An 18371-nucleotide genomic window follows, 5' to 3' on the forward strand; every position below is an offset into this window, starting at 1 on the left:
CTGGGTGTTAGCCGATGGAACGTACGGCATGGATTGCTCCTAGGATGACGAAACGGCCAAGTCATGTGTTCATTGAGTAAATAGGGCACTCTGTTACAACGCCGTTATTCGCCCGTTATTGGGTCACGTCAGCCGGGAATCCACGCGCTCTACGGGTTGACTTCGACAGCCGTCCGGCCATTCTGAATGTGGGAACAACATCAGAGTCGGAGAACGGTCCCGTCGCCGAAAGCCATCGGTGCACAGAAACCCCTCCGGCTAACGAAATGGTCTGTTTGGGGCGATCATGATTGAAAAGCACTTGTGGCAACTGGATCTGTTGGGGGCTTGGCGCCTGCGCGATGGCGGACAGCAAGTCAGAGTGACGTTGCGACAGCAGCGGTTGATCGCCATCTTGGCGCTCAAGGGGACGCAGCCGCGCGCGCTGCTGGCCGGCACGCTATGGCCGGAGAGCTCGGAGAGGCAGGCCACGGGCAGCCTCCGCGAGAGCATCTGGACGGTCAACCACCAGCTGCCGGGGCTGCTCGAATCCGACGGGCAAACCCTCTCGTTGGCCGACACGGTGGTGATCGACCTGGACGAGGTGCGCAAGCGTGTGGCGGCCGCCGAGCCGGGCCGGCGCGCCCGGCAACGGGTTGAGCTTCTGCAGAAGATGCGGCACGCCGACCTGTTGCCCGGGTGGTACGAGGATTGGGTGTTGACGGAGCAGGACCGATGGACGCGACTGCGCCTGACGGTTCTGGAGCGCATCGCGCAAGAGTTCCTCAAGAACGGGGAAACCGCCTACGCGACCGATGCGGCCCAGTGCGCCGTGGACATCGATCCGTGGCGCGAGAGTTCCATTGCGCTGCTCCTGGACGCCCACCTGGCGGAAGGCGACTACGCGCGGACACTGCAGCTCTACGAGTCGTTCGCCGACCGGCTGCGGGGGGAATTCGGTGTCGCTCCGTCGGACCGCATCACGTCGCTGGTGACCGGCCTCCTGACCGCGGGGCGGTACGGCGGCGGCCGCTCCACCGGCTCGCTGCCCGTGGTCTCCTGACGGCCTCCCGCGTGTCCTAGCGGAGCAGCAGGTCCGCCACGACGAAGATCCCCAGCCCCGCCAACGAGCCGACCACGGTTCCGTTGATGCGGATGAACTGGAGGTCCCTGCCCACCTGGAGCTCGATCTTCCGGCTGGTCTCCTCGCCGTCCCAGCGAGCCACTGTCTCGCGGATGACGTCGGCGATCTGACCGCGGTAGGTGCGCACGACGTAGCCGGCGGCCCCGGCGATCCACGCGTCGACCTTGCCGGCCAGCCGCGCGTCCTCGGTCAGTCGCTGCCCGAAGTCGCCGACGGCCCTCACGAACGAGCGACGCAGCTCGGACTCGGGGTTCTCCACCGCGTCCATCAGCGCCGCCTTGACGCTCGACCATCCCGTGGCCGCCAGCTCGCGCAACTGGGGATCGCCCAGCACGGAGTGCTTCAGGCGCTCCACCTTGGCCACGGTCTCCGGATTGGACTGCATGTCCGCGGCGAAGTCCGCCAGCCAGGCGTCGACGCTGCGGCGCAGGCTGTGGTTCGGATCGGCGCGCACCGCGTCGATGAACTTCACCAGCTCGCGGTGCATCTTCTCGCCGACGAGCTGGTCCAGGACATCGGGGAGCCACGAGGGGGAGCGCTCGGAGACCAGGCCGACGACGGTTGTCCTGTTCGCCTTCACCCATGCGGCGGCGCGCTCGGCCAGGAGGTCCACCAGCTGGCGGTGGTGGCCGTCGCGCAGGACGCTCTCGAGGATGCGCCCCAGGGTCGAGGACCACTCGGGGGCGAGCATGTGCTTGCGCGCCAGCGCCTCGAGCAAGCGCAACACGTCCTCGTCGTCGAGCACGCCCAGCAGGCCGCGGATCGCCGTCGATCCCTCCTTGGCGACGCGTTCGGCGCCCTCGGGACGGGCCAGCCACGCTCCGGCGGTGGCGGCGAAGCGCAGGTTGTCCAGCTTCTGTGACACGACCTCGTCGGACAGGAAGTTCTCCTGCACAAACCCGCCAAGACTCTCGCCGATCTGGTCCTTCTTGCGCGGAATGATTGCCGTGTGCGGGATATTGAGGCCGAGGGGGCGCCGGAACAGCGCCGTCACGGCGAACCAGTCGGCCAGCGCACCAACCATCCCTCCCTCCGCCGCGGCCCGGACGTACTCCAGCCACGGGTACCGCTCCTGCAGCGCAAAGGACACGGCGAACACAACTGCGAGCGCCACAAGCAGCCCGGTCGCGATCCGTTTCATGCGGAGCAGGGCCGCTCCGCGGTCGGCGTCGGTCAGCGTAGTGGTGGTCATCGTCGGCTCCTCCGGATCAGGCGGCGTGCCAAGGCTTCCACGATAGTTCACCCGCCGCTGCGCTCGGACGGCGGCGGCGGGACCCCGCCGTCACGTAGCTTTAATGCATGCACACCGTCTATGCGCATCGAGGGTCCAGTCTGGCCTACGCGGAGAACACGCGTGCCGCCTACCAGCAGGCGATCGACGAGGGCGCCGACGGCGTCGAGTGCGACGTCCACCTGACCCAGGACCTTCGGGTGGTGTGCCACCACGATCCAACCGTGGACAGGACCTCGGACGGGACGGGGTCGGTCGGCGCGTACACGCTGTCCGAGCTGCGACGGCTGGACTTCTCCTCCTGGAAGGGCGTGCGCATCCCCGAGGCCTTTGGCGCCCGGTCGGAGCAGCTGGTGACGCTGCCCCAGTTGCTGGACATGATGCGGCTTTCCGGCCGGGACATGGGCCTGGCGATCGAACTGAAGCAGCCCAGTCCCTTCGGGCGTCGGCTGGAGGAGCGGGTGCTGGCGGAACTGATGCGGGCCGGCTGGGACCCGGAAACGTCGCGGATCGGCAATGTGGCGGTGACGTTGATGAGCTTCGACCCGGGGTCCATCGACTATCTCCTGCAGAGCGTGTCCGGGCAGTACCTCTGCCAGCTGGTGACGGGCATCGACGAGGACTTCGTGGACGACTTCGGTTTGTTCGGCCGGGCCGCCGTCGAGCAGGTCATCCGCCGGACGCTTGTGGGCGGCATCGGACGGCTCAACGCCGGGGCCGTGGGAATCGCGGGTCCCGGCGTGGCGTTCGCCCGGGACAACCCCGGGCTGGTGCGGCGGTGGATCGAGGCGGGCCTGACCCTTCGGGTGTGGACGGTCGACGACGACGCCGACATCGATTTCCTGACCGCGCTCGGCGTGCGGGAACTGACCAGCAACCGGCCCGCATACGTGAAGCGCTACCTTGCGGCCACGCGGAAAGCGGAGCCCCGCGCCACATCCCACCACTAGACTGGGCCGGTGAAATTCGCCCAGTCGCCCGCCGTCAAGGTCGGGGCAGCCATCGCCGTGGCGACGGGGCTGTACGGCGTCTCCTTCGGGGCCCTCTCCATCGCCTCGGGGCTCAGCCTCTGGCAGACCATCGCCCTCAGCGCGCTGATGTTCACGGGCGGCTCGCAGTTCGCGTTCATCGGTGTGGTGGCAGGCGGAGGCGGAGGTTCCGCCGCCTTCGGAGCGGCCGCGCTGCTGGGCGTGCGCAACGTGGTCTACGGCATGCAGATGAATGCGATCGTGAGGCCCGCCGGGTGGCTCAAGGCCGTCGCGGCGCACGTGACCATCGACGAGTCCGCCGCGACGGCGTCCGGGCAGACCGACCCGACCGAGCGACGGCGGGGCTTCTGGGTTGCCGGCCTGGGGGTGTTCCTCCTGTGGAACCTCTTTACCGTGGCCGGCGCGCTGCTCGGCGACGCCCTGGGGGATCCCAAGGCCTGGGGTCTGGACGGCGCCGCGGTGGCCGCATTCCTGGCCCTGCTCTGGCCCCGGCTGCGCTCCCGCCAGCCGGTGGCGCTCGCGGTCGTGGCCGCCCTGGTGACGGTCTTGGCGGTGCCCGTGGCGCCGCCCGGCCTGCCGATCCTCGTTGCCGCCCTCGTCGCCGGGGTCTGGGGCTGGTTCGGCCGCGGGCCGTCCGGCGAGGGCATGGAACCGGACGTCGAACCCTACGGCGGCGGGCGCGCGGCCGGCGGGGCCGCGCCGTGAGCCTCTGGGGGTGGGTCCTGGTGGCCTGCGCGGTGGCCTACGCCACCAAGCTGCTGGGCTACCTGGTGCCCGCCAGGGTGCTGGACAACCCGCACGTGACGCGCGTCGCCGGCGCCCTGACGATCGGCCTGCTTGCCTCCCTCACCGCGGTGAACGCCGTCGCATCGGGGCAGGCGCTGGCGCTCGACGCCCGGGTCGGTGCGCTGGCCGCGGCCGCCGTCGCGCTCTGGCTCCGCGCCCCGTTTCTGGTGGTGGTGCTCGCCGGCGCGGCGGCCGCCGCGTTGCTGCGGCTCGCGGGCTTCCCCTAGCCACGGCGCCTCCGAGCGGACTGGGCCGGCGAACGGCGTCGTGACCGAATCGTGACCGGCGGCGAATGTGATCCCTCCGGGCAAATGCGTGAAACGAGCCTTGAATGAGACTAGGCTCACACCATGTGCCGGTGCTCCGAACCCGGAGGCCATGGGGGAGGCGATTCCCGCGGCTGCCGGCGCAAGGACTCGAACCCAGGAGAAGCCATGAACCACAATGGCCAGCCGAAGCGGGCGGCACGCCGCCGCTTCGCCGCCATCACCACGTCGTTCGCGATCGGGGCGCTCGTCCTGAGCGGATGCGCCCAGAGCCAGCGCGACGGCGGGGACGCCAGCGAGGGAGCCGAGGGCGAGGTCAACTCGACCTTCATCTTCGCCGCCTCCTCGGACCCCAAGTCCCTCGATCCCGCCTACGCCTCCGACGGCGAGTCCTTCCGGGTCAGCCGCCAGGTCTTCGAGGGCCTCGTGGGCACGGAGCCGGGCACCGCCAATCCGGCGCCACTGCTGGCCGAATCGTGGGAGAACTCCGAGGACGGGCTCACCTACGACTTCAAGCTTAAAGAGGGCGTCAAGTTCCACGACGGCACCGAGTTCAACGCGGAAGCCGTCTGCTTCAACTTCGACCGCTGGTACAACTTCAAGGGCATCCAGCAGGCAGAGACCGTGGCGTACTACTACGGCAACCTCTTCAAGGGCTTCGCCGACAAACCAGAGAACGCCGTCTACGAGTCCTGCGAGGCGGTGTCCGCGACGGAGGCGAAGATCACCCTGGCCAAGCCGTTCGCAGGGTTCGTCGCCGCGCTCTCGCTGCCCGCCTTCGCCATGCAGTCGCCCGAGGCCCTGGAGAAGTTCAAGGCCGACGAGATCAGCGGCTCGGAGGAGGCGCCCGTCCTCTCCGAGTACGCGACCGGCAACCCCGTGGGAACGGGCCCCTTCAAGTTCGACAAGTGGGAGACCGGCCAGCAGGTCGAGCTCTCCTACAACGAGGACTACTGGGGCGAGAAGGGACAGATCGACAAGATCATCTTCCGCGTCATCGACGATCCCGTGGCCCGCCGCCAGTCCCTCGAGGCCGGCGAGATCGACGGCTACGACCTTGTGGCCCCCGCGGACACCGCCGCCCTCGAGACCGCCGGCTACAAGATCATGGCCCGCGACCCCTTCACCATCCTGTACCTCGGCCTGAACCAGAGCGTCGAGGAACTCAAGGACGTCAAGGTCCGCCAGGCGATCTCCTACGCGATCGACAAGGACGCCTTGATCAAGCAGACCCTGCCCGAGGGTACCAAAAAGGCCATCGAGTTCATCCCGGACTCGGTCAACGGCTACAACCCGGACGTCGAGGCCTACGACTACGACCCGGAGAAGGCCAAGGAACTGCTGAAGGAAGCCGGCTACGAGGACGGCTTTACCCTGCAGTTCAACTACCCGACCGGCGTCTCCCGGCCGTACATGCCGACCCCGGAGCAGATCTTCACGAACATCTCCGCGCAACTCGAGGAGGTCGGCATCAAGGTCGACCCGCAGCCCAACAAGTGGAGCCCGGACTACCTTGACCGGATCCAGGGCGGCGAGGACCACGGCATCCACCTGCTGGGTTGGACCGGCGACTACAACGACACCGACAACTTCGTGGGCGTGTTCTTCGGCAGCGAGAAGCCCGAGTACGGCTTCGACAACCCGGAGCTGTTCAAGAAGATCGCCGACGCCCGCGGCGTCCCGGTCCTCGAGGAGCAGACGCCGCTCTACGAGGAGATCAACGCGGACATCGCCGAGTTCGTGCCGGCCGTCCCGCTGGCCCACCCGGCGCCGTCCCTGGCCTTCAACGAGCGGGTCGACTCGTTCCCGACCAGCCCGGTCAACGACGAGGTCTTCAACGACATCAAGCTGAACAAGTAAGGCCGCGTAGGGTACGACGGCGGGTTCCGACCCGCCGTCGTACCCTTTTCCACCACTCTCGAGAGGCCACCGTGCTCAGAGTCATCGGCAAGCGCATTTCGCTGCTGATCCCCACCCTTATCGGACTTTCCATCCTGCTGTTCCTGTGGGTCCGCAATCTCCCCGGCGGCCCCGCAACCGCACTGCTCGGCGACAAGGCCACACCCGAGGCCGTCGCCCGCGTCAACGCCGCGTACGGCTTCGACCGTCCGCTCATCGAGCAGTACTTCCAGTACATGGGCAAGCTGCTGACCGGCGACTTCGGGTCCAGCCTGCAGACGCAGCGCCCCGTGCTGGAGGAGTTCGCCACACGCTTCCCCGCCACGCTGGAGCTCACGGTCGTGGCCCTGATCTTCGCGATCGGCATCGGCATCCCCATGGGCTACTGGGCCGCGCGGAACGTCGGCAGGTGGCAGGACCACTCGTCCGTGGTGCTGTCGCTGCTCGGCATCGTGGTCCCCGTGTTCTTTCTCGCGTTCATCCTGAAGTGGGTCTTCGCCATCAAGCTTCCGTGGTTCCCGACCGACGGCAGGCAGAGCGCCCGCATCGACGCGACGCACATCACGGACTTCTACGTCCTGGACGGGTTGATGACGCAGGAGTGGGACGCCGCCTGGGACGCGTTTATGCACCTGGTCCTGCCGGGGATCGCCCTGGGAACCATCCCGCTCGCGATCATCGTGCGCATCACCCGGGCCTCGGTCCTTGAGGTCATGAACGCCGACTACGTGCGCACCGCGCGGGCGAAGGGCCTCACGCGGAGCCTCATCAGGAAGCGCTTTATCCTGCGCAACGCCATGCTGCCGGTGACCACCACGATCGGCCTCCAGCTGGGGCTGCTGATCTCGGGCGCCGTGCTGACGGAGACGGTGTTCGCCTTCAACGGCATCGGCAGATTCCTGCGCGATGCCATCTTTACGCTCGACTATCCCGTGCTGCAGGGGTTCATCATCTTCATCGCGATCATCTACTCGCTGATCAACCTGCTGGTGGACGTTTCCTACGGCCTCATCGACCCGAGGGTGCGTGTGCAATGAGCATGACTCTTCCTCCCGCACCCGGCGGGCCCGAACTGTCCCCGGCCGGCGAGCCCGTGGTGCCGCCGGCGCCCGGCGCCCCGCAGTCCAAGGGCACCAGCATCTGGCGCGACGCCTTCATCCGCATGCGCCGCAACCCGGCGGCCATCGCCGGCGCCGTGATCGTGTTCCTGTTCCTGCTGGTGGCGCTGTTGGCCCCGGTCCTGGCGCCCTACGGCGGCAACGACCTGCCCGGGCGCACGGAGATCACACCGACGCACATCCCGGGGCCCGGGGAGATCGACGGGTTCATTCTGGGCCTGGACCGCTTCGGCGGCGACGTCTTCTCGAAGCTCATCTGGGGCGCGCAGGCGTCCCTGACCATCGGTCTTGTGTCCACGGCCATGGGTCTTGTGGGCGGCATGATCCTTGGGCTGCTGGCCGGCGGCTTCGGGGGGTGGGTCGACAACGTCATCATGCGCTTCGTCGACATCCTGCTCTCCGTTCCGAACCTGCTGCTTGCCGTGTCCATCGCGGCGGTTTTGGGCCAGGGCGCCTTCGCCGTGATGATCGCCATTGGTGTCTCGGCCGTCCCGATCTTCGCCAGGCTGCTGCGCTCCTCCATGCTTCAGCAGAAGGGTGCCGACTACATCCTGGCCGCGCAGACCCTGGGACTGAGCCGCCGGACCATCACCATGAGCCACCTGCTGCCGAATTCCGTGGGCCCGGTCATCGTCCAGGCGACGCTGACCCTGGCCACGGCCGTGATCGACGCCGCCGCCCTGTCGTTCCTGGGCCTGGGCGGCGGGCTGCCGCAAACGGCCGAATGGGGGCGCATGCTCACGTACGCGCAGTCGGAGCTCGGCATCGCACCGCAGCTCGCGTTCCTGCCGGGCATCTGCATCGCCATCACGGCGTTGGGCTTCACCCTCTTGGGCGAGTCCCTACGCGAGGCGCTGGACCCGAAGTCCCGCCAGCGCTAGCTCACCACCCCACCCCGCGAAGTGGACATCCCAACGGTTAGTTAGCCGGGGAAATGTCCACTTCGCGGGGTTTCTTGCGCCGGAAGCGCGGGATGCCGGCGGCCTCCAGCTTTGCCGACACGCGCGCCGGGTCCTCCAGGTCGGACCAATCCCAACGAACGACGCCGCACCCGGCCGAGCGCAGCCGATCCTCGCGCAATTTCTCCTCGACTACCACGTCCGCGGCATCCATGCCGGACAGTTCCCGCGAGCGCGAGTACTTCAACCGCCCGTCGAACTCGCCGACCACCCGGGAGCCGGGCCACCAGAAGTCGACCCGGCCCACGAGCCCCCTCGCGTCCCAGACCTCGTGCTGCAGCCTCGGCGCCTCAAACCCAAGCTGGTGGATGACCGCCCGGCTCCGGGACTCCCCCGCGGATTCCGACGCCGGGTCGGCGAAACGTACCGCGGCGAGCACGCGCCTCGTGGCCGCCTGGGAGGCCTGCGCCCGCGCCAGTTCCACCAGCCGGTCGCGGGTGACGGTGCCGCCGCCCAGAGGGACGGCGCCCGCCAACACGGCATCCAGCACGACGGCGGCGGCGTCGAGCCGGAGCTCGGCCAGCGTGTCGCCGAGGGTGGCCTCCAGGTCCGTACACCGCAGCCGCACCCCGTGCGCGCCGGCGTCCACGTGTGTCCTGCCGGGCCCGTCCGGCAGGTGGCCCGTGACCGGAAAGCCCGAGGGCAGTCGCGCGGGCATCGACCGGTCTTGGTCCCCGGAGGATGCCAACCCGCGCCAGCGCAGCAGCGAGCGCTCCGGCGTCGCATAGGACACGGTGCCACGGCGCGCGCCGACCCGAGCGGGATGCCCGACGAGGACGTGCACGCGCTCCGGAACGGAGGTAAGCGGCAGTCCCATCAGGGCAAGCGCGGTCTCCCGGCAGAAGACGTAGCGGTGCTCGGCGAGGGCCAGCCCCGCCGTCGTCAGCGCGTACCGGCCCCAGGGCGTGGCGGCGAGCCAGGCGTCGGTGTCGACGTACACGCCGCGCATCAGGCGGACCAGGGCACCCGATTCGTACTCGCGGTTGAGGGACCGCTGGCTGCCGCCGGCCCTCCGGACGGATGCTGACGTGACAATGCGGGCCTTCGGAAACTCCATGGCACCACCCTGCCGGGACAGCCGGAGCACTGTCGCACGCACGCGCCCGGTGTGGAAAATGCCGGCCACCGCAGGCGGAGGGCCCGCCTGTGCGGGCGCCGCCCGAGCCGTCAACGCCGTCATCGCCTCCACCCGGCTACAACGCCACCGGAAGTGGACAGTGCCAAGCCATATAAGGCTAGGAAATGTCCACTTCCGGAGGTTTGAGTGGGGCCGGGTTGGACGGGGCGGGGCGCTAGCGGTTTCGTCGGGCTCGGGCGCGGGCGGCCAGGGCCAAGAACGCTCCGATGAACCCGAGCTCCAACAGGCCGAGGGCCGCCAAGGCCCACCAGGCCTCGGCCTGGATCGCCAGGATTGCGCCGAGCAGCAGCAGCATGGTGGCCACCGCAAGCAGGAAGACGGCTATCCCGAACGCCACGCGCGCTGCGCACGCCCGTCCGGAAGCCGAAGCCCTGCGGCTCCGGCCGGAGGTCGTCGTCGTCCTGGTCGGGGCGCTGGGGATCAGGCGGCATCCGGATCGATTTCGAGCTCGTTGCCCGGGATGGAGGCCAGCAGGCGCCGCGTGTAGGGGTGCCGGGCGTTGGTGAAGATCTCCTCGGAGCTGGCCGCCTCCACCAGCTCGCCGTCCTTCATGACACACACGTAGTCGGAGATCAGGCGCACCACGGCGAGATCGTGGGAGATGAACAGGTAGCTCAACCCCAGCTCCGACTGCAGTTCCCCCAAGAGCTTGAGGATCTGTGCCTGGACCAGGACGTCGAGGGCGGAGACGGGCTCGTCGCACACGATCAGTTCGGGCTTCAGCGCCAACGCCCGGGCGATCGCCACGCGCTGCCGCTGGCCGCCCGAAAGCTCGGCCGGGTACCGCCGCAGCATCGAATGGGGCAGGGACACCTGGTCCATCAGCTCGCGGACGCGGACGGCGCGCTCCTTGGCGTTGCCCCGCTTGTACGTGGTGAGCGGCTCCTCGACGATCCGTCCGATCGTAAACATCGGATTCAGCGAGGAGTACGGGTCCTGGAACACGGGCTGCACCCGCTGGCGGAAGTCCTTCAGTTGCGCCTTCGAGAGCGTCGCGACGTCCATGCCGTCGAAGGTCATCGTCCCGCTCGTGGGCTCGATCAGCTTCAGCAGCATACGGGCCGTCGTCGTTTTGCCGGATCCGGACTCTCCGACGATGGCCACGGTGGACCCCCGGGGGATGTCCAGGCTCACGTCCTTGGCCGCGTAGAAGTCTTCCTTCGACCCCCGGCGGCGGTAGACCTTGTTCAGGTCGCGGATCTCCACGATGTTTCCCGTGGCCGCCTCCGGCCCAACGGTCCCGGTGACGGCCTCCGCCGCGGCCTCGGCGCGCGCCGCCGAATCGCCGGTGTACGCGCCGGGCCGCAGCCGCACTGCCGCCACGGAGGGCGCCGCGCGGACGAGGGACCGGGTATAGGGGTGCTGCGGGTCCTCCAGAAGCTGCCGGGCGGGGCCGGACTCCACGACCTTTCCGCGGTGCATGACCACCAGGTCCGAGGCGCGCTCGGCTGCCAGGCCCAGGTCGTGGGTGATCAGCAGGACGGACGTCCCGAGCTCGTCGGTCATACGCTGGATCTGGTCGAGGATGGTCTGCTGGACCGTGACGTCCAGCGCCGAGGTGGGCTCGTCGGCGATCAGCAGCCTGGGCCGGCAGGCCAGGCCGATGGCGATCAGGGCGCGCTGGCGCATGCCGCCGGAGAACTCGTGCGGGTACTGCTTGGCGCGCTCCTTGGCGTCGGGCAGGCCGGCCGCCTCGAGCGTCTCGATGACCTTGCGGTCGACGTCCTTCGACGTCGCCATGCCGTGCACCAGCAGCGTCTCGGCGACCTGCTGCCCGATCTTGGTGACCGGATTGAGATTGGACATGGGATCCTGCGGCACCAGGCCGATCTGCCGCCCCCGAATGGGGCGCATGCGGGACTCCGGCAGGCCCACGAGCTCCTGGCCGTCGAACATGATGCTGCCCGCGGCCACGCGGCCATTGCCCGGGAGCAGGCCGATCGCCGCCATGGCGGTCGTCGACTTTCCGGAGCCGGATTCCCCGACGATGGCCAGCGTGCGGCCGGCCTCAAGCCGCAGCGACGCCTTCTCCACCGCCTTGACCTCTCCGTGCATGGTGGTGAAGCTGACCGCGAGGTCGGTGATCTCCAAGAGGGCGGAGGGCGGGGCGGACACGGTGGTCGGCGAGCCGCCGGCGGGGCTGTCCTGCGGTGTGATGTCGACGGGCTCGGCGCGGTTCTCGGTCATGGGTTCCATCCTGCCCTAGATCGCGCCAAAAGTGAGTGTGGTCACAGGAGGCGTCACACCGTCGTGTCGACCGGCTCCAGGGCACGCTCGGCGATGACGGCCAGCTCCTCGGGCGAGTGGTGCAGGGAATCCAAGACCGTCCGCGGATCCCGCCAGATCGCCAGCTGCCGACGACGCCGGTTCAGCGATTCCCATGTCGGCGCACCGATCAGCGGATCCTCCGTGCGCTGGCGCTTCTGCAGGCGCATGCGGTGCGTGGTGGGATCCGAGCAGACGACCTCGAACCAGGAGAGCCGGGCGCCGGTCCGGGCCGCGAGCCGCACCCACTGTCCGCGCGCCTCCGCCACGTCGTTGACCGCGTCGACCACGACGCCGAGACCGTTGCGCAGTTGCGCCTCCGCCATGGCCTCCGCCGCAGAATATGCGGCCAGGCCGGTGGGCTGCCGGTTCTGGTTGATTCCGGCGGCCACCAGGGAAGCCTCCAGCGGGTCGACCCCAAGGACGGGGAGCCCCATCCGGCGCGCCAGGGCGTTCGCCACCGAGGACTTGCCCGCGCCGGGCAACCCGCAGAACACAATCAGCCGCGGTGCGGCCCGCGGGGAATCGGTCGTCATGGCACTAGCCTAGGGCCGCGGCGCGCCGTCCGCCCCCACGAGTTCGGCCGTGGCCCGGGCGATCTCCGCCTCCTCGTCGGTGGGAACAACCAGCACCGGAATGACGGACCCGGGGGCGGAGACGACCCGGGCGGCGGAGGAGCGTTCGACGTTGGACATCCGGTCCAGGGCGACCCCGAGCGCGGACAGTCCCGCGACCACGCGCTCCCGGAACTGCCACGAGTTTTCGCCGATGCCGGCCGTGAAGACGATAGCCTGGGCCCCGCCGACGGCCACATGGTAGGCGCCGATGTACTTCTGCAGCCGGTACGCCGCGATGGACAGGGCTAGCTCGGCGCGGTCGTCCCCCTCGGCGGCGGCCTCGACCACGGCGCGCATGTCGTTCCTGCCCGACAGCCCCTTGAGTCCGGAGTCCTTGTTGAGGATCCGGTCCATGTCCTCGGCGGTATATTCACCGCGGATGATGAGCTGCGTGATGATCGACGGGTCCAGGTCGCCGGACCGCGTGCCCATCACCAGCCCCTCGAGGGGCGTGTACCCCATGGACGTGTCCACGCTGCGGCCGCCGCGGATGGCGGTCGCGGAAGCCCCGTTGCCGAGGTGCGCGACGACCGCGTTGAAGCTGCCGCGGTCCACCCCCAGCAGTTCCGCGGCCCGGCCGGTGACGTAGTCGTGGCTGGTGCCGTGGAACCCGTAGCGGCGGACCCCGTGCTCCTTGTAAAGGGCGTCCGGGACGGCGTAGCGCCAGGCGTGTTCCGGGAGCGTCCGGTGGAAGGCCGTGTCGAACACGGCCACCTGGGGCATCTTCGGCCAGCGGTCCAGGATGGCGCGGATGCCGAGGGCGGCGGCCGGGTTGTGGAGCGGCGCCAGCGGGGCCAGGCGCTCGATGGCGCGCGTGATCTCGAACGTGATCAGCACCGGCTCGGCGAAGCGCTCGCCGCCGTGCACCACGCGGTGCCCGACGGCGTCGACGGCGGTGTCGCCGAGGACGTCGCGGACATGCGCATCGACGGTGTCCAAGGCGGCGGAGTGGTCCGGGACCTCCTCGCCGATCTTCTCGACCAGCCCGGAGAGCAGAACCTCGTGGGTGTCGGTATCCCTGACCTGGTATTTCAGGGAGGAGGAGCCGGAATTGATGACGAGCACGCGCATGGTTAGGACTCCTGGGCCTGGATCGCCGTGATGGCGACGGTGTTGACGATGTCGTCCACGGTGCAGCCGCGGGAAAGGTCGTTAACGGCCTTGTTCAGTCCCTGTAGGACGGGCCCGACGGCGACGGCGCCGGCGGACTGCTGAACGGCCTTGTAGGTGTTGTTGCCCGTGTTGAGGTCCGGGAACACAAAGACCGTCGCCTGTCCCGCGACGGCGGACCCAGGCAGCTTGGAGGCGCCGATCGAGGCGTCGACGGCGGCGTCGTACTGGATGGGGCCGTCAATGTCGAGGTCCGGCTCGCGGTCCCTGACGAGTTCCGTGGCGGACCGCACATCGTCGACCGATCCGCCCGAACCGGACGTTCCGGTGGAGTATGAGAGCATCGCCACGCGCGGCCGGACGCCGAACTGCCTCGCGGTCGCCGCGGAGGCCACGGCGATGTCCGCCAGCTGCTCCGCGTTGGGTTCGGGGTTGACCGCGCAGTCCCCGTAGACCAGCACGCGGTCGGCCATCAGCATCAGGAACACCGACGAGACGATGGACACCCCGGGCTTGGTCTTGATGAACTCCAGAGACGGCCGGATGGTGTTCGCCGTGGTGTGCGCGGCGCCGGACACCATGCCGTCCACGTCGCCCAGGTGCACCATCATGGTCCCGAAGTAGGAGCGCTCGAGCATCCGCTCGCGCGCCTGGTCCGCGGTGATTCCCTTGTGGGCGCGCAGCTTGGCGTATTCGGCGGCGAACGGCTCCAGGAGGTCGCTGCGTTCCGGGTCCACCACGTCGATCCCGGCCAGGTCCACACCGTGCCGCGCCGCCAGCTCGCGCACCTCGGACGCGCGGCCCAGGAGGACCAGGTCGCAGACGTCCCGCCGCCGGATGATCTCCGCCGCGCGCAGGATACGCAGGTCCTCGCCCTCGGGGAGGACGATCCGCTTCCGATCCGCGCGGGCGCGTTCGATGAGCTGGTGCAGGAAGCGCAGCGGCGTCATGGTCTCCGGCGCCGGCAGGCTGATGCGCTCCAGCAGCTCGTCCTCGTCGACCTCGCGGTACCAGCTGCCCAGCGCCGCCGCCGTCTTCCGGGGCTGGCCCGCCTTCAGGGCGCCGCTGACGTCCCACACGCGGTGGGCTGACGTGTAGGTGTCGTCCTCGACCGCGAACACCGGGAAGGGCGCCTCCGCCAGCAGCGGCAGCACGGAGTCCTCGACCGGGCGCGGCCCGGTCAGCAGCATGGCGGCGGTGGACGGGAAGCCCGGCGTCCGGGACGTGGCGACTGCGGTGACCATCACGTCCGAGCGGTCGGCGGGGGTGATCACCAAGGCGCCGTCGCGGTAGCGCTCCAACAGGTAGCCCACGTTCATCGCGGCCACGATCACGTGCCGGACGTCGCGGTCGAGGTCCGGCAGCCCGGCGATCAGCCGCGCGCCGAGCGCCTTCGAGACCTCGCCGACGGTCGGGCGGACGATCTCCTCGAGTTCGGGCAGGACGTAGACCTTCCGGCGGTGCAGGCCCGGCCGGACCGCCTCGCGGATGTCCTCGGCGTCCTCGGTGCGCGCCCGGTTAACGATCACCGACAGCAGCGAGACCTTCTCCTCGTGGAACGCCTCCCGCGCGACGTCGACCGCGTCGGCCGCCTCCGCGACCGTCTTGCCCGCCGCGCTCACGACGGCTACCACGTGGCAGCCGAGGTGGTTGGCCAGGCGCGCGTTGAGGTCGAATTCGACGGCGAAGTCGTGGCCGGTCAGGTCCGTGCCCTCCACGATGACCACGTCGACGTCGCGGGCGATCTGCTCGTAGGCCGCCAGCGATCGCGAATAGATCTCCTCGATCCTGCCGCCGACGATCAGTTCCCTGGCCTCCGCGCGGGTCATCCCGGCGATGGCGTGCGCCCCGTCGATCCCGAAGAGGTCCCTGATCAGCGCGACGACGGAGTCCTCGCCCGCGTCCCCGCCCTCGACGATGGGCCGGAAAAAGCCGATCCGGTCCGCCCGCCGGTGGAGCATGTCGGCCAGCCCGAGGGTGACCAGCGACTTTCCGCTCGACGACGTCGATGCGCTGACGTACAGGCCGCGGGCCATGGTGCTCCTTCTGCTGCGGGTGGCGGTGCTACCTATCCAATGTAGCCTCAGGCGCCTCCCGCTTGGCCCGGCGGCCCCCCGCGCCACGGGAACGGACTAGCCGGACTTGGTCGAGCCCAGTGCCAGCGCGGCGTGCATCAACGCGTCGGCCATGTCCTCCAGGAGGTCGGCGTCCACGTTGTCCAGGGTGTCGCAGCTCCGGTGGTAGCAGGGGTCGTACTCAAGGTCCGGGGTCCCGCCGTGCGCCGCGGCCTCCGGACCCGACTTTGCCTCCTCGTCGCCGGTGAAGAGGCCGCCAACCGGTATGTCCCGGTCCAGGAACGGCTGGTAGTCCGAATCGTCGTTGAAGTCCACGCTTTCCACCGCGGCACCCTGGGCGGCGAAGTAGTCCAGGAAGATCCTTTCGACGTCCGCGGATCCTTTGGGCGCCGGGTCGTCGAAGGCCAAGGGTCCGGCGTCGCCGTCGTAAACCATGACTGCCCCGTTGGGCGATCCGACCATGTCGAAATTCAGGTTCGCCAGCTGCTCCCTGGCCTGCGCGTCGGACAACCCGTCGACGTAGTGCGTGGAGCCGTAGAGGCCATCCTCTTCCCCGCCCCAGAAGGCGAAGCGGATCATGTTCGCGGGAACCGTACCGGACTCCGCCAGGCGGATCGCCACCTCGAGAACGGCCGCCACCCCGCTGCCGTTGTCGTTGATGCCCGGCCCCTGCCTGACGGAGTCCAGGTGCGCGCCGATGACGACCGTGCGCGCCGGGTCCCCTCCCGTGTCCGCCAGGATATTGAAGCTTTCGACGACGGAATCGCCCCTGCCCTCATGGCTGAACGCCTGGCGGACCGGTTCGTAGCCGGCCTCCCGCAGGCGGGTTTCGACGTAGGCGGCGGAGGCCTCGTAGCCGGGTGTTCCCGACGCGCGGTTTCCGCCGTTGGCGTCGGCCGCATCCTGAAGCACCTGCAGGTGCTCCACCAGTGCGTCCCGCGTCACCGCTTCCCGAAGCGCGGAGCTGTCCGGCGCGGCGCCCACCACCAGCACCGGGCGCGTGGAGCAGCCCCCCAGCATCAGGGACGCGGCGGCCGCGGCGGCCACCCAGGCCATCGCCCGGAAGGGGCGCCCCGCGGGACGCCGGCGGTTCAACGTTGTGGCCATGGGCGCTCCGCGGTCGGCATGGAATGTTGCTTGTGCGGTTACCCTATGCCGCGCTTCGCGCGATGGTAAGTGTGTGCCCCTGACAACTTTCTGTGAGGATCAGAGGCCGGAACGACGCCGGCGCTCGGCCTCGATTTCCCGCTCGACGTCCGCCTCGGCGCTGAGCCGGCCCGCGTCGTCGCCGTCGTTGTGGCGGGCCGACCGCCCCCGCACCAGCCCGGGAGGCGTCCGGCCGGCCGCGCGCTCGACGTCCCGGGTCAGCTCCCCCGGGATGGTCGTCGGGACCGGGCCGAAGGCCAGCGCCGCCGCCTCCACGACCTTCTTGCCCAGGAAGCGGTTGCCCGCCCCGCCGACGGCGGCACCGATCCCAAAGGGAATGGCGCGGCCCAGCATCGAGGCGCCCTGCGTGGTGAGCATCTTCCGCAGGAACTGCTTCTGGATGTTCCCGGAGATTCCGCTCCACAGGCCGGACTGCCCACTCGAGCCGAACACGGCGCCCCAACCCTGGACGGGGCCGACTCCCTTGCCGGCCGCCTGGTTGGTCAGCGCGGCGATCATGGAACTGCCCTCGTCGCCCATCAGGACGGCCATCACCAGGGCGCGCGCCTTGTCCGGATCGTCCGTCGTGATGCCGTGGAGCTCCGCCAGCGATTGTGCGTACAACGCGCTCGCCTCGAGGAAGCCCACGGTCGCCGCGGCCGACAGGCCCAGCGAGGCTGCAGTTCCCACACCCGGCACGGCGGCGGTGGCGCCAACGGCCGCTCCGCCGCCGGTGACCGCCACCAGGTAGTCGCGTTCGATCAGGCGCGCCAGTTCTGCCGCACTGTCGGTCGGATGCTTCCGGCGCAGGCGGGCCAGATACGCCAGGACCAGCGGGCGCTGGACGCCGATGGCCTTGAGAATGGCACCTTGGATGCCCGGTACCGGCTTACCGTCTGGGCCGAGGACTACGGATGTGATCTTGTCTTTCATAACATCCACCACTCTAGGGGCGCGGGGCGCGCACGGCGAGGGCTTGGCTCGGCGCGGGAACCTTCGCGGCGTTACCGGAGGCCGCGGACTAGGCCAGATAGTGGCGGAGGAAGGCGCCAACGTCCCGGAGCTCGTCGGCGCCGATCGTGTGGCCCATGCCCGGGTAGGTCCGCGAAGTCAGCCGCGTGTGCCCCTCCAGCCACCGCGCGGTGTGCTCGACGGCGGCCCGGTTGATGACGGGGTCCAGCGGGTCGCGCCCCCAGAAGAACGGCGTGCGGCCCGCCGGGTCGCCGGTGTCCGGGTCGGTCATGGCCAGGAGGTCGTTGTCCAGCACAAACCCGCTCAGTCCGACGGCGGCCCTGTAGGCGCCGGGCCGCAGCCGAAGCAGGGTCGTGGCCATTGCCATGCCCTGCGAATAGCCGAGGAGGCTGACCGAGGCGAACGTGCCCGCATGGGCGTCCTGGAAGTCCAGCACCGTCTGCGCCGAGGCGACGACCGCAGCGAAGTCGTGGGTGAGGAAGTAGTCGAGCAAGAACCAGCCGCGCTCCCCGCCCACGTCCAGGCTGCCGCGGAGCGCCGCACCGGTGACGTTCGGCGGCATCGTCCCGAAGTGCCGCGCCATGGCCGCATCGGAGGATCCATAGCCGTGGAGCATCAGGAGCAGATGCGTCCCGGGGCGCTCGGACGGCGGCCTGGAGAAGATCGCGTCGGGCATG

Annotated in this window: 17 protein-coding genes; 7 read left to right on the top strand and 10 right to left on the bottom strand. The window is 69.5% G+C overall.

Going from position 1 to position 18371, the window contains the following annotated elements; genetic code table 11:
- Positions 1-361: 361 nt before the first annotated feature.
- Positions 362-1042, top strand: a complete 681-nt coding sequence (locus AC3ZJJ_RS15070; protein ID WP_489892632.1) for an AfsR/SARP family transcriptional regulator — start codon at positions 362-364, stop codon at positions 1040-1042.
- A gap of 16 nt (positions 1043-1058) precedes the next feature.
- Here AC3ZJJ_RS15070 and AC3ZJJ_RS15075 read toward each other — a convergent pair whose 3' ends face one another.
- Positions 1059-2315 carry a DUF445 domain-containing protein gene (locus tag AC3ZJJ_RS15075; protein ID WP_489892633.1) on the bottom strand — a complete coding sequence of 419 codons (1257 nt, stop codon included), beginning with the start codon at positions 2313-2315 and terminating at the stop codon, positions 1059-1061.
- A gap of 107 nt (positions 2316-2422) precedes the next feature.
- On the opposite strand from AC3ZJJ_RS15075, the gene AC3ZJJ_RS15080 reads away from it, so the two are divergent.
- From AC3ZJJ_RS15080 to AC3ZJJ_RS15105, 6 genes are all read left to right on the top strand, one after another.
- Complete coding sequence (locus AC3ZJJ_RS15080) at positions 2423-3304, top strand: glycerophosphodiester phosphodiesterase (RefSeq protein ID WP_489892634.1); 882 nt, start codon at positions 2423-2425, stop codon at positions 3302-3304.
- Positions 3305-3313: 9 nt separating this feature from the next.
- Positions 3314-4048, top strand: a complete 735-nt coding sequence (locus tag AC3ZJJ_RS15085; protein ID WP_489892635.1) for an AzlC family ABC transporter permease — start codon at positions 3314-3316, stop codon at positions 4046-4048.
- Positions 4045-4356 (top strand): AzlD domain-containing protein, encoded by a 312-nt coding sequence (locus AC3ZJJ_RS15090; RefSeq protein WP_489892636.1) that lies wholly within the window; start codon positions 4045-4047, stop codon positions 4354-4356. The genes AC3ZJJ_RS15085 and AC3ZJJ_RS15090 overlap by 4 nt, the downstream gene beginning before the upstream one ends.
- 207 nt (positions 4357-4563) lie before the next feature.
- Positions 4564-6255 (top strand): ABC transporter substrate-binding protein, encoded by a 1692-nt coding sequence (locus AC3ZJJ_RS15095; RefSeq protein ID WP_489892637.1) that lies wholly within the window; start codon positions 4564-4566, stop codon positions 6253-6255.
- Between the two features lie 71 nt (positions 6256-6326).
- Positions 6327-7331, top strand: coding sequence for an ABC transporter permease (locus tag AC3ZJJ_RS15100; RefSeq protein WP_489892638.1), 1005 nt, complete (start codon positions 6327-6329; stop codon positions 7329-7331).
- On the top strand, positions 7328-8293 hold the full coding sequence (locus AC3ZJJ_RS15105; RefSeq protein ID WP_489892639.1) for an ABC transporter permease: 966 nt from the start codon (positions 7328-7330) through the stop codon (positions 8291-8293). Before AC3ZJJ_RS15100 ends, AC3ZJJ_RS15105 begins: the two co-directional genes overlap by 4 nt.
- A 37-nt stretch (positions 8294-8330) precedes the next feature.
- Here the strand turns inward: AC3ZJJ_RS15105 and AC3ZJJ_RS15110 are convergent, their stop codons facing one another.
- From AC3ZJJ_RS15110 to AC3ZJJ_RS15150, 9 genes are all read right to left on the bottom strand, one after another.
- Entirely contained in the window at positions 8331-9428 is a 1098-nt protein-coding gene (locus tag AC3ZJJ_RS15110; RefSeq protein ID WP_489892640.1) for a hypothetical protein, read from the bottom strand.
- Between the two features lie 235 nt (positions 9429-9663).
- A complete protein-coding gene (locus AC3ZJJ_RS15115; RefSeq protein WP_489892641.1) occupies positions 9664-9846 on the bottom strand; it encodes a hypothetical protein in 183 nt (60 codons plus the stop codon).
- A gap of 83 nt (positions 9847-9929) precedes the next feature.
- A complete protein-coding gene (locus AC3ZJJ_RS15120; protein WP_489892642.1) occupies positions 9930-11696 on the bottom strand; it encodes a dipeptide ABC transporter ATP-binding protein in 1767 nt (588 codons plus the stop codon).
- 53 nt (positions 11697-11749) lie between these two features.
- Positions 11750-12310, bottom strand: a complete 561-nt coding sequence (locus AC3ZJJ_RS15125; RefSeq protein WP_489892643.1) for a P-loop nucleotide/nucleoside kinase family protein — start codon at positions 12308-12310, stop codon at positions 11750-11752.
- A 9-nt stretch (positions 12311-12319) separates the two neighbouring features.
- Entirely contained in the window at positions 12320-13462 is a 1143-nt protein-coding gene (locus AC3ZJJ_RS15130; protein WP_489892644.1) for an acetate kinase, read from the bottom strand.
- Between the two features lie 2 nt (positions 13463-13464).
- Positions 13465-15537 carry a phosphate acetyltransferase gene (gene pta, locus AC3ZJJ_RS15135; protein ID WP_489892645.1) on the bottom strand — a complete coding sequence of 691 codons (2073 nt, stop codon included), beginning with the start codon at positions 15535-15537 and terminating at the stop codon, positions 13465-13467.
- A gap of 96 nt (positions 15538-15633) precedes the next feature.
- Positions 15634-16683, bottom strand: coding sequence for a M20/M25/M40 family metallo-hydrolase (locus tag AC3ZJJ_RS15140; RefSeq protein WP_489892646.1), 1050 nt, complete (start codon positions 16681-16683; stop codon positions 15634-15636).
- A 99-nt stretch (positions 16684-16782) separates the two neighbouring features.
- The gene (locus AC3ZJJ_RS15145) at positions 16783-17655 is read right to left on the bottom strand and encodes a hypothetical protein (protein WP_489892647.1); all 873 of its coding nucleotides are present in this window, start codon (positions 17653-17655) and stop codon (positions 16783-16785) included.
- 88 nt (positions 17656-17743) lie between these two features.
- On the bottom strand, positions 17744-18370 hold the full coding sequence (locus tag AC3ZJJ_RS15150) for an alpha/beta hydrolase (protein WP_489892648.1): 627 nt from the start codon (positions 18368-18370) through the stop codon (positions 17744-17746).
- Between the last annotated feature and the right edge of the window lies 1 nt (position 18371).

The organism is Arthrobacter sp. AOP29-A2-19 (genome assembly GCF_058138025.1).

What these genes read in the sequence shown, in the direction of transcription:
- AC3ZJJ_RS15110 (WP_489892640.1), bottom strand. Translation starts at nt 9,428, where the DNA reads ATGGAGTTTCCGAAGGCCCGCATTGTCACGTCAGCATCCGTCCGGAGG.
- AC3ZJJ_RS15080 (WP_489892634.1), top strand. Translation starts at nt 2,423, where the DNA reads ATGCACACCGTCTATGCGCATCGAGGGTCCAGTCTGGCCTACGCGGAG.
- AC3ZJJ_RS15145 (WP_489892647.1), bottom strand. Translation starts at nt 17,655, where the DNA reads ATGAAAGACAAGATCACATCCGTAGTCCTCGGCCCAGACGGTAAGCCG.
- pta (WP_489892645.1), bottom strand. Translation starts at nt 15,537, where the DNA reads ATGGCCCGCGGCCTGTACGTCAGCGCATCGACGTCGTCGAGCGGAAAG.
- AC3ZJJ_RS15095 (WP_489892637.1), top strand. Translation starts at nt 4,564, where the DNA reads ATGAACCACAATGGCCAGCCGAAGCGGGCGGCACGCCGCCGCTTCGCC.
- AC3ZJJ_RS15120 (WP_489892642.1), bottom strand. Translation starts at nt 11,696, where the DNA reads ATGACCGAGAACCGCGCCGAGCCCGTCGACATCACACCGCAGGACAGC.
- AC3ZJJ_RS15150 (WP_489892648.1), bottom strand. Translation starts at nt 18,370, where the DNA reads ATGCCCGACGCGATCTTCTCCAGGCCGCCGTCCGAGCGCCCCGGGACG.
- AC3ZJJ_RS15105 (WP_489892639.1), top strand. Translation starts at nt 7,328, where the DNA reads ATGAGCATGACTCTTCCTCCCGCACCCGGCGGGCCCGAACTGTCCCCG.
- AC3ZJJ_RS15125 (WP_489892643.1), bottom strand. Translation starts at nt 12,310, where the DNA reads ATGACGACCGATTCCCCGCGGGCCGCACCGCGGCTGATTGTGTTCTGC.
- AC3ZJJ_RS15075 (WP_489892633.1), bottom strand. Translation starts at nt 2,315, where the DNA reads ATGACCACCACTACGCTGACCGACGCCGACCGCGGAGCGGCCCTGCTC.
- AC3ZJJ_RS15130 (WP_489892644.1), bottom strand. Translation starts at nt 13,462, where the DNA reads ATGCGCGTGCTCGTCATCAATTCCGGCTCCTCCTCCCTGAAATACCAG.
- AC3ZJJ_RS15140 (WP_489892646.1), bottom strand. Translation starts at nt 16,683, where the DNA reads ATGGCCACAACGTTGAACCGCCGGCGTCCCGCGGGGCGCCCCTTCCGG.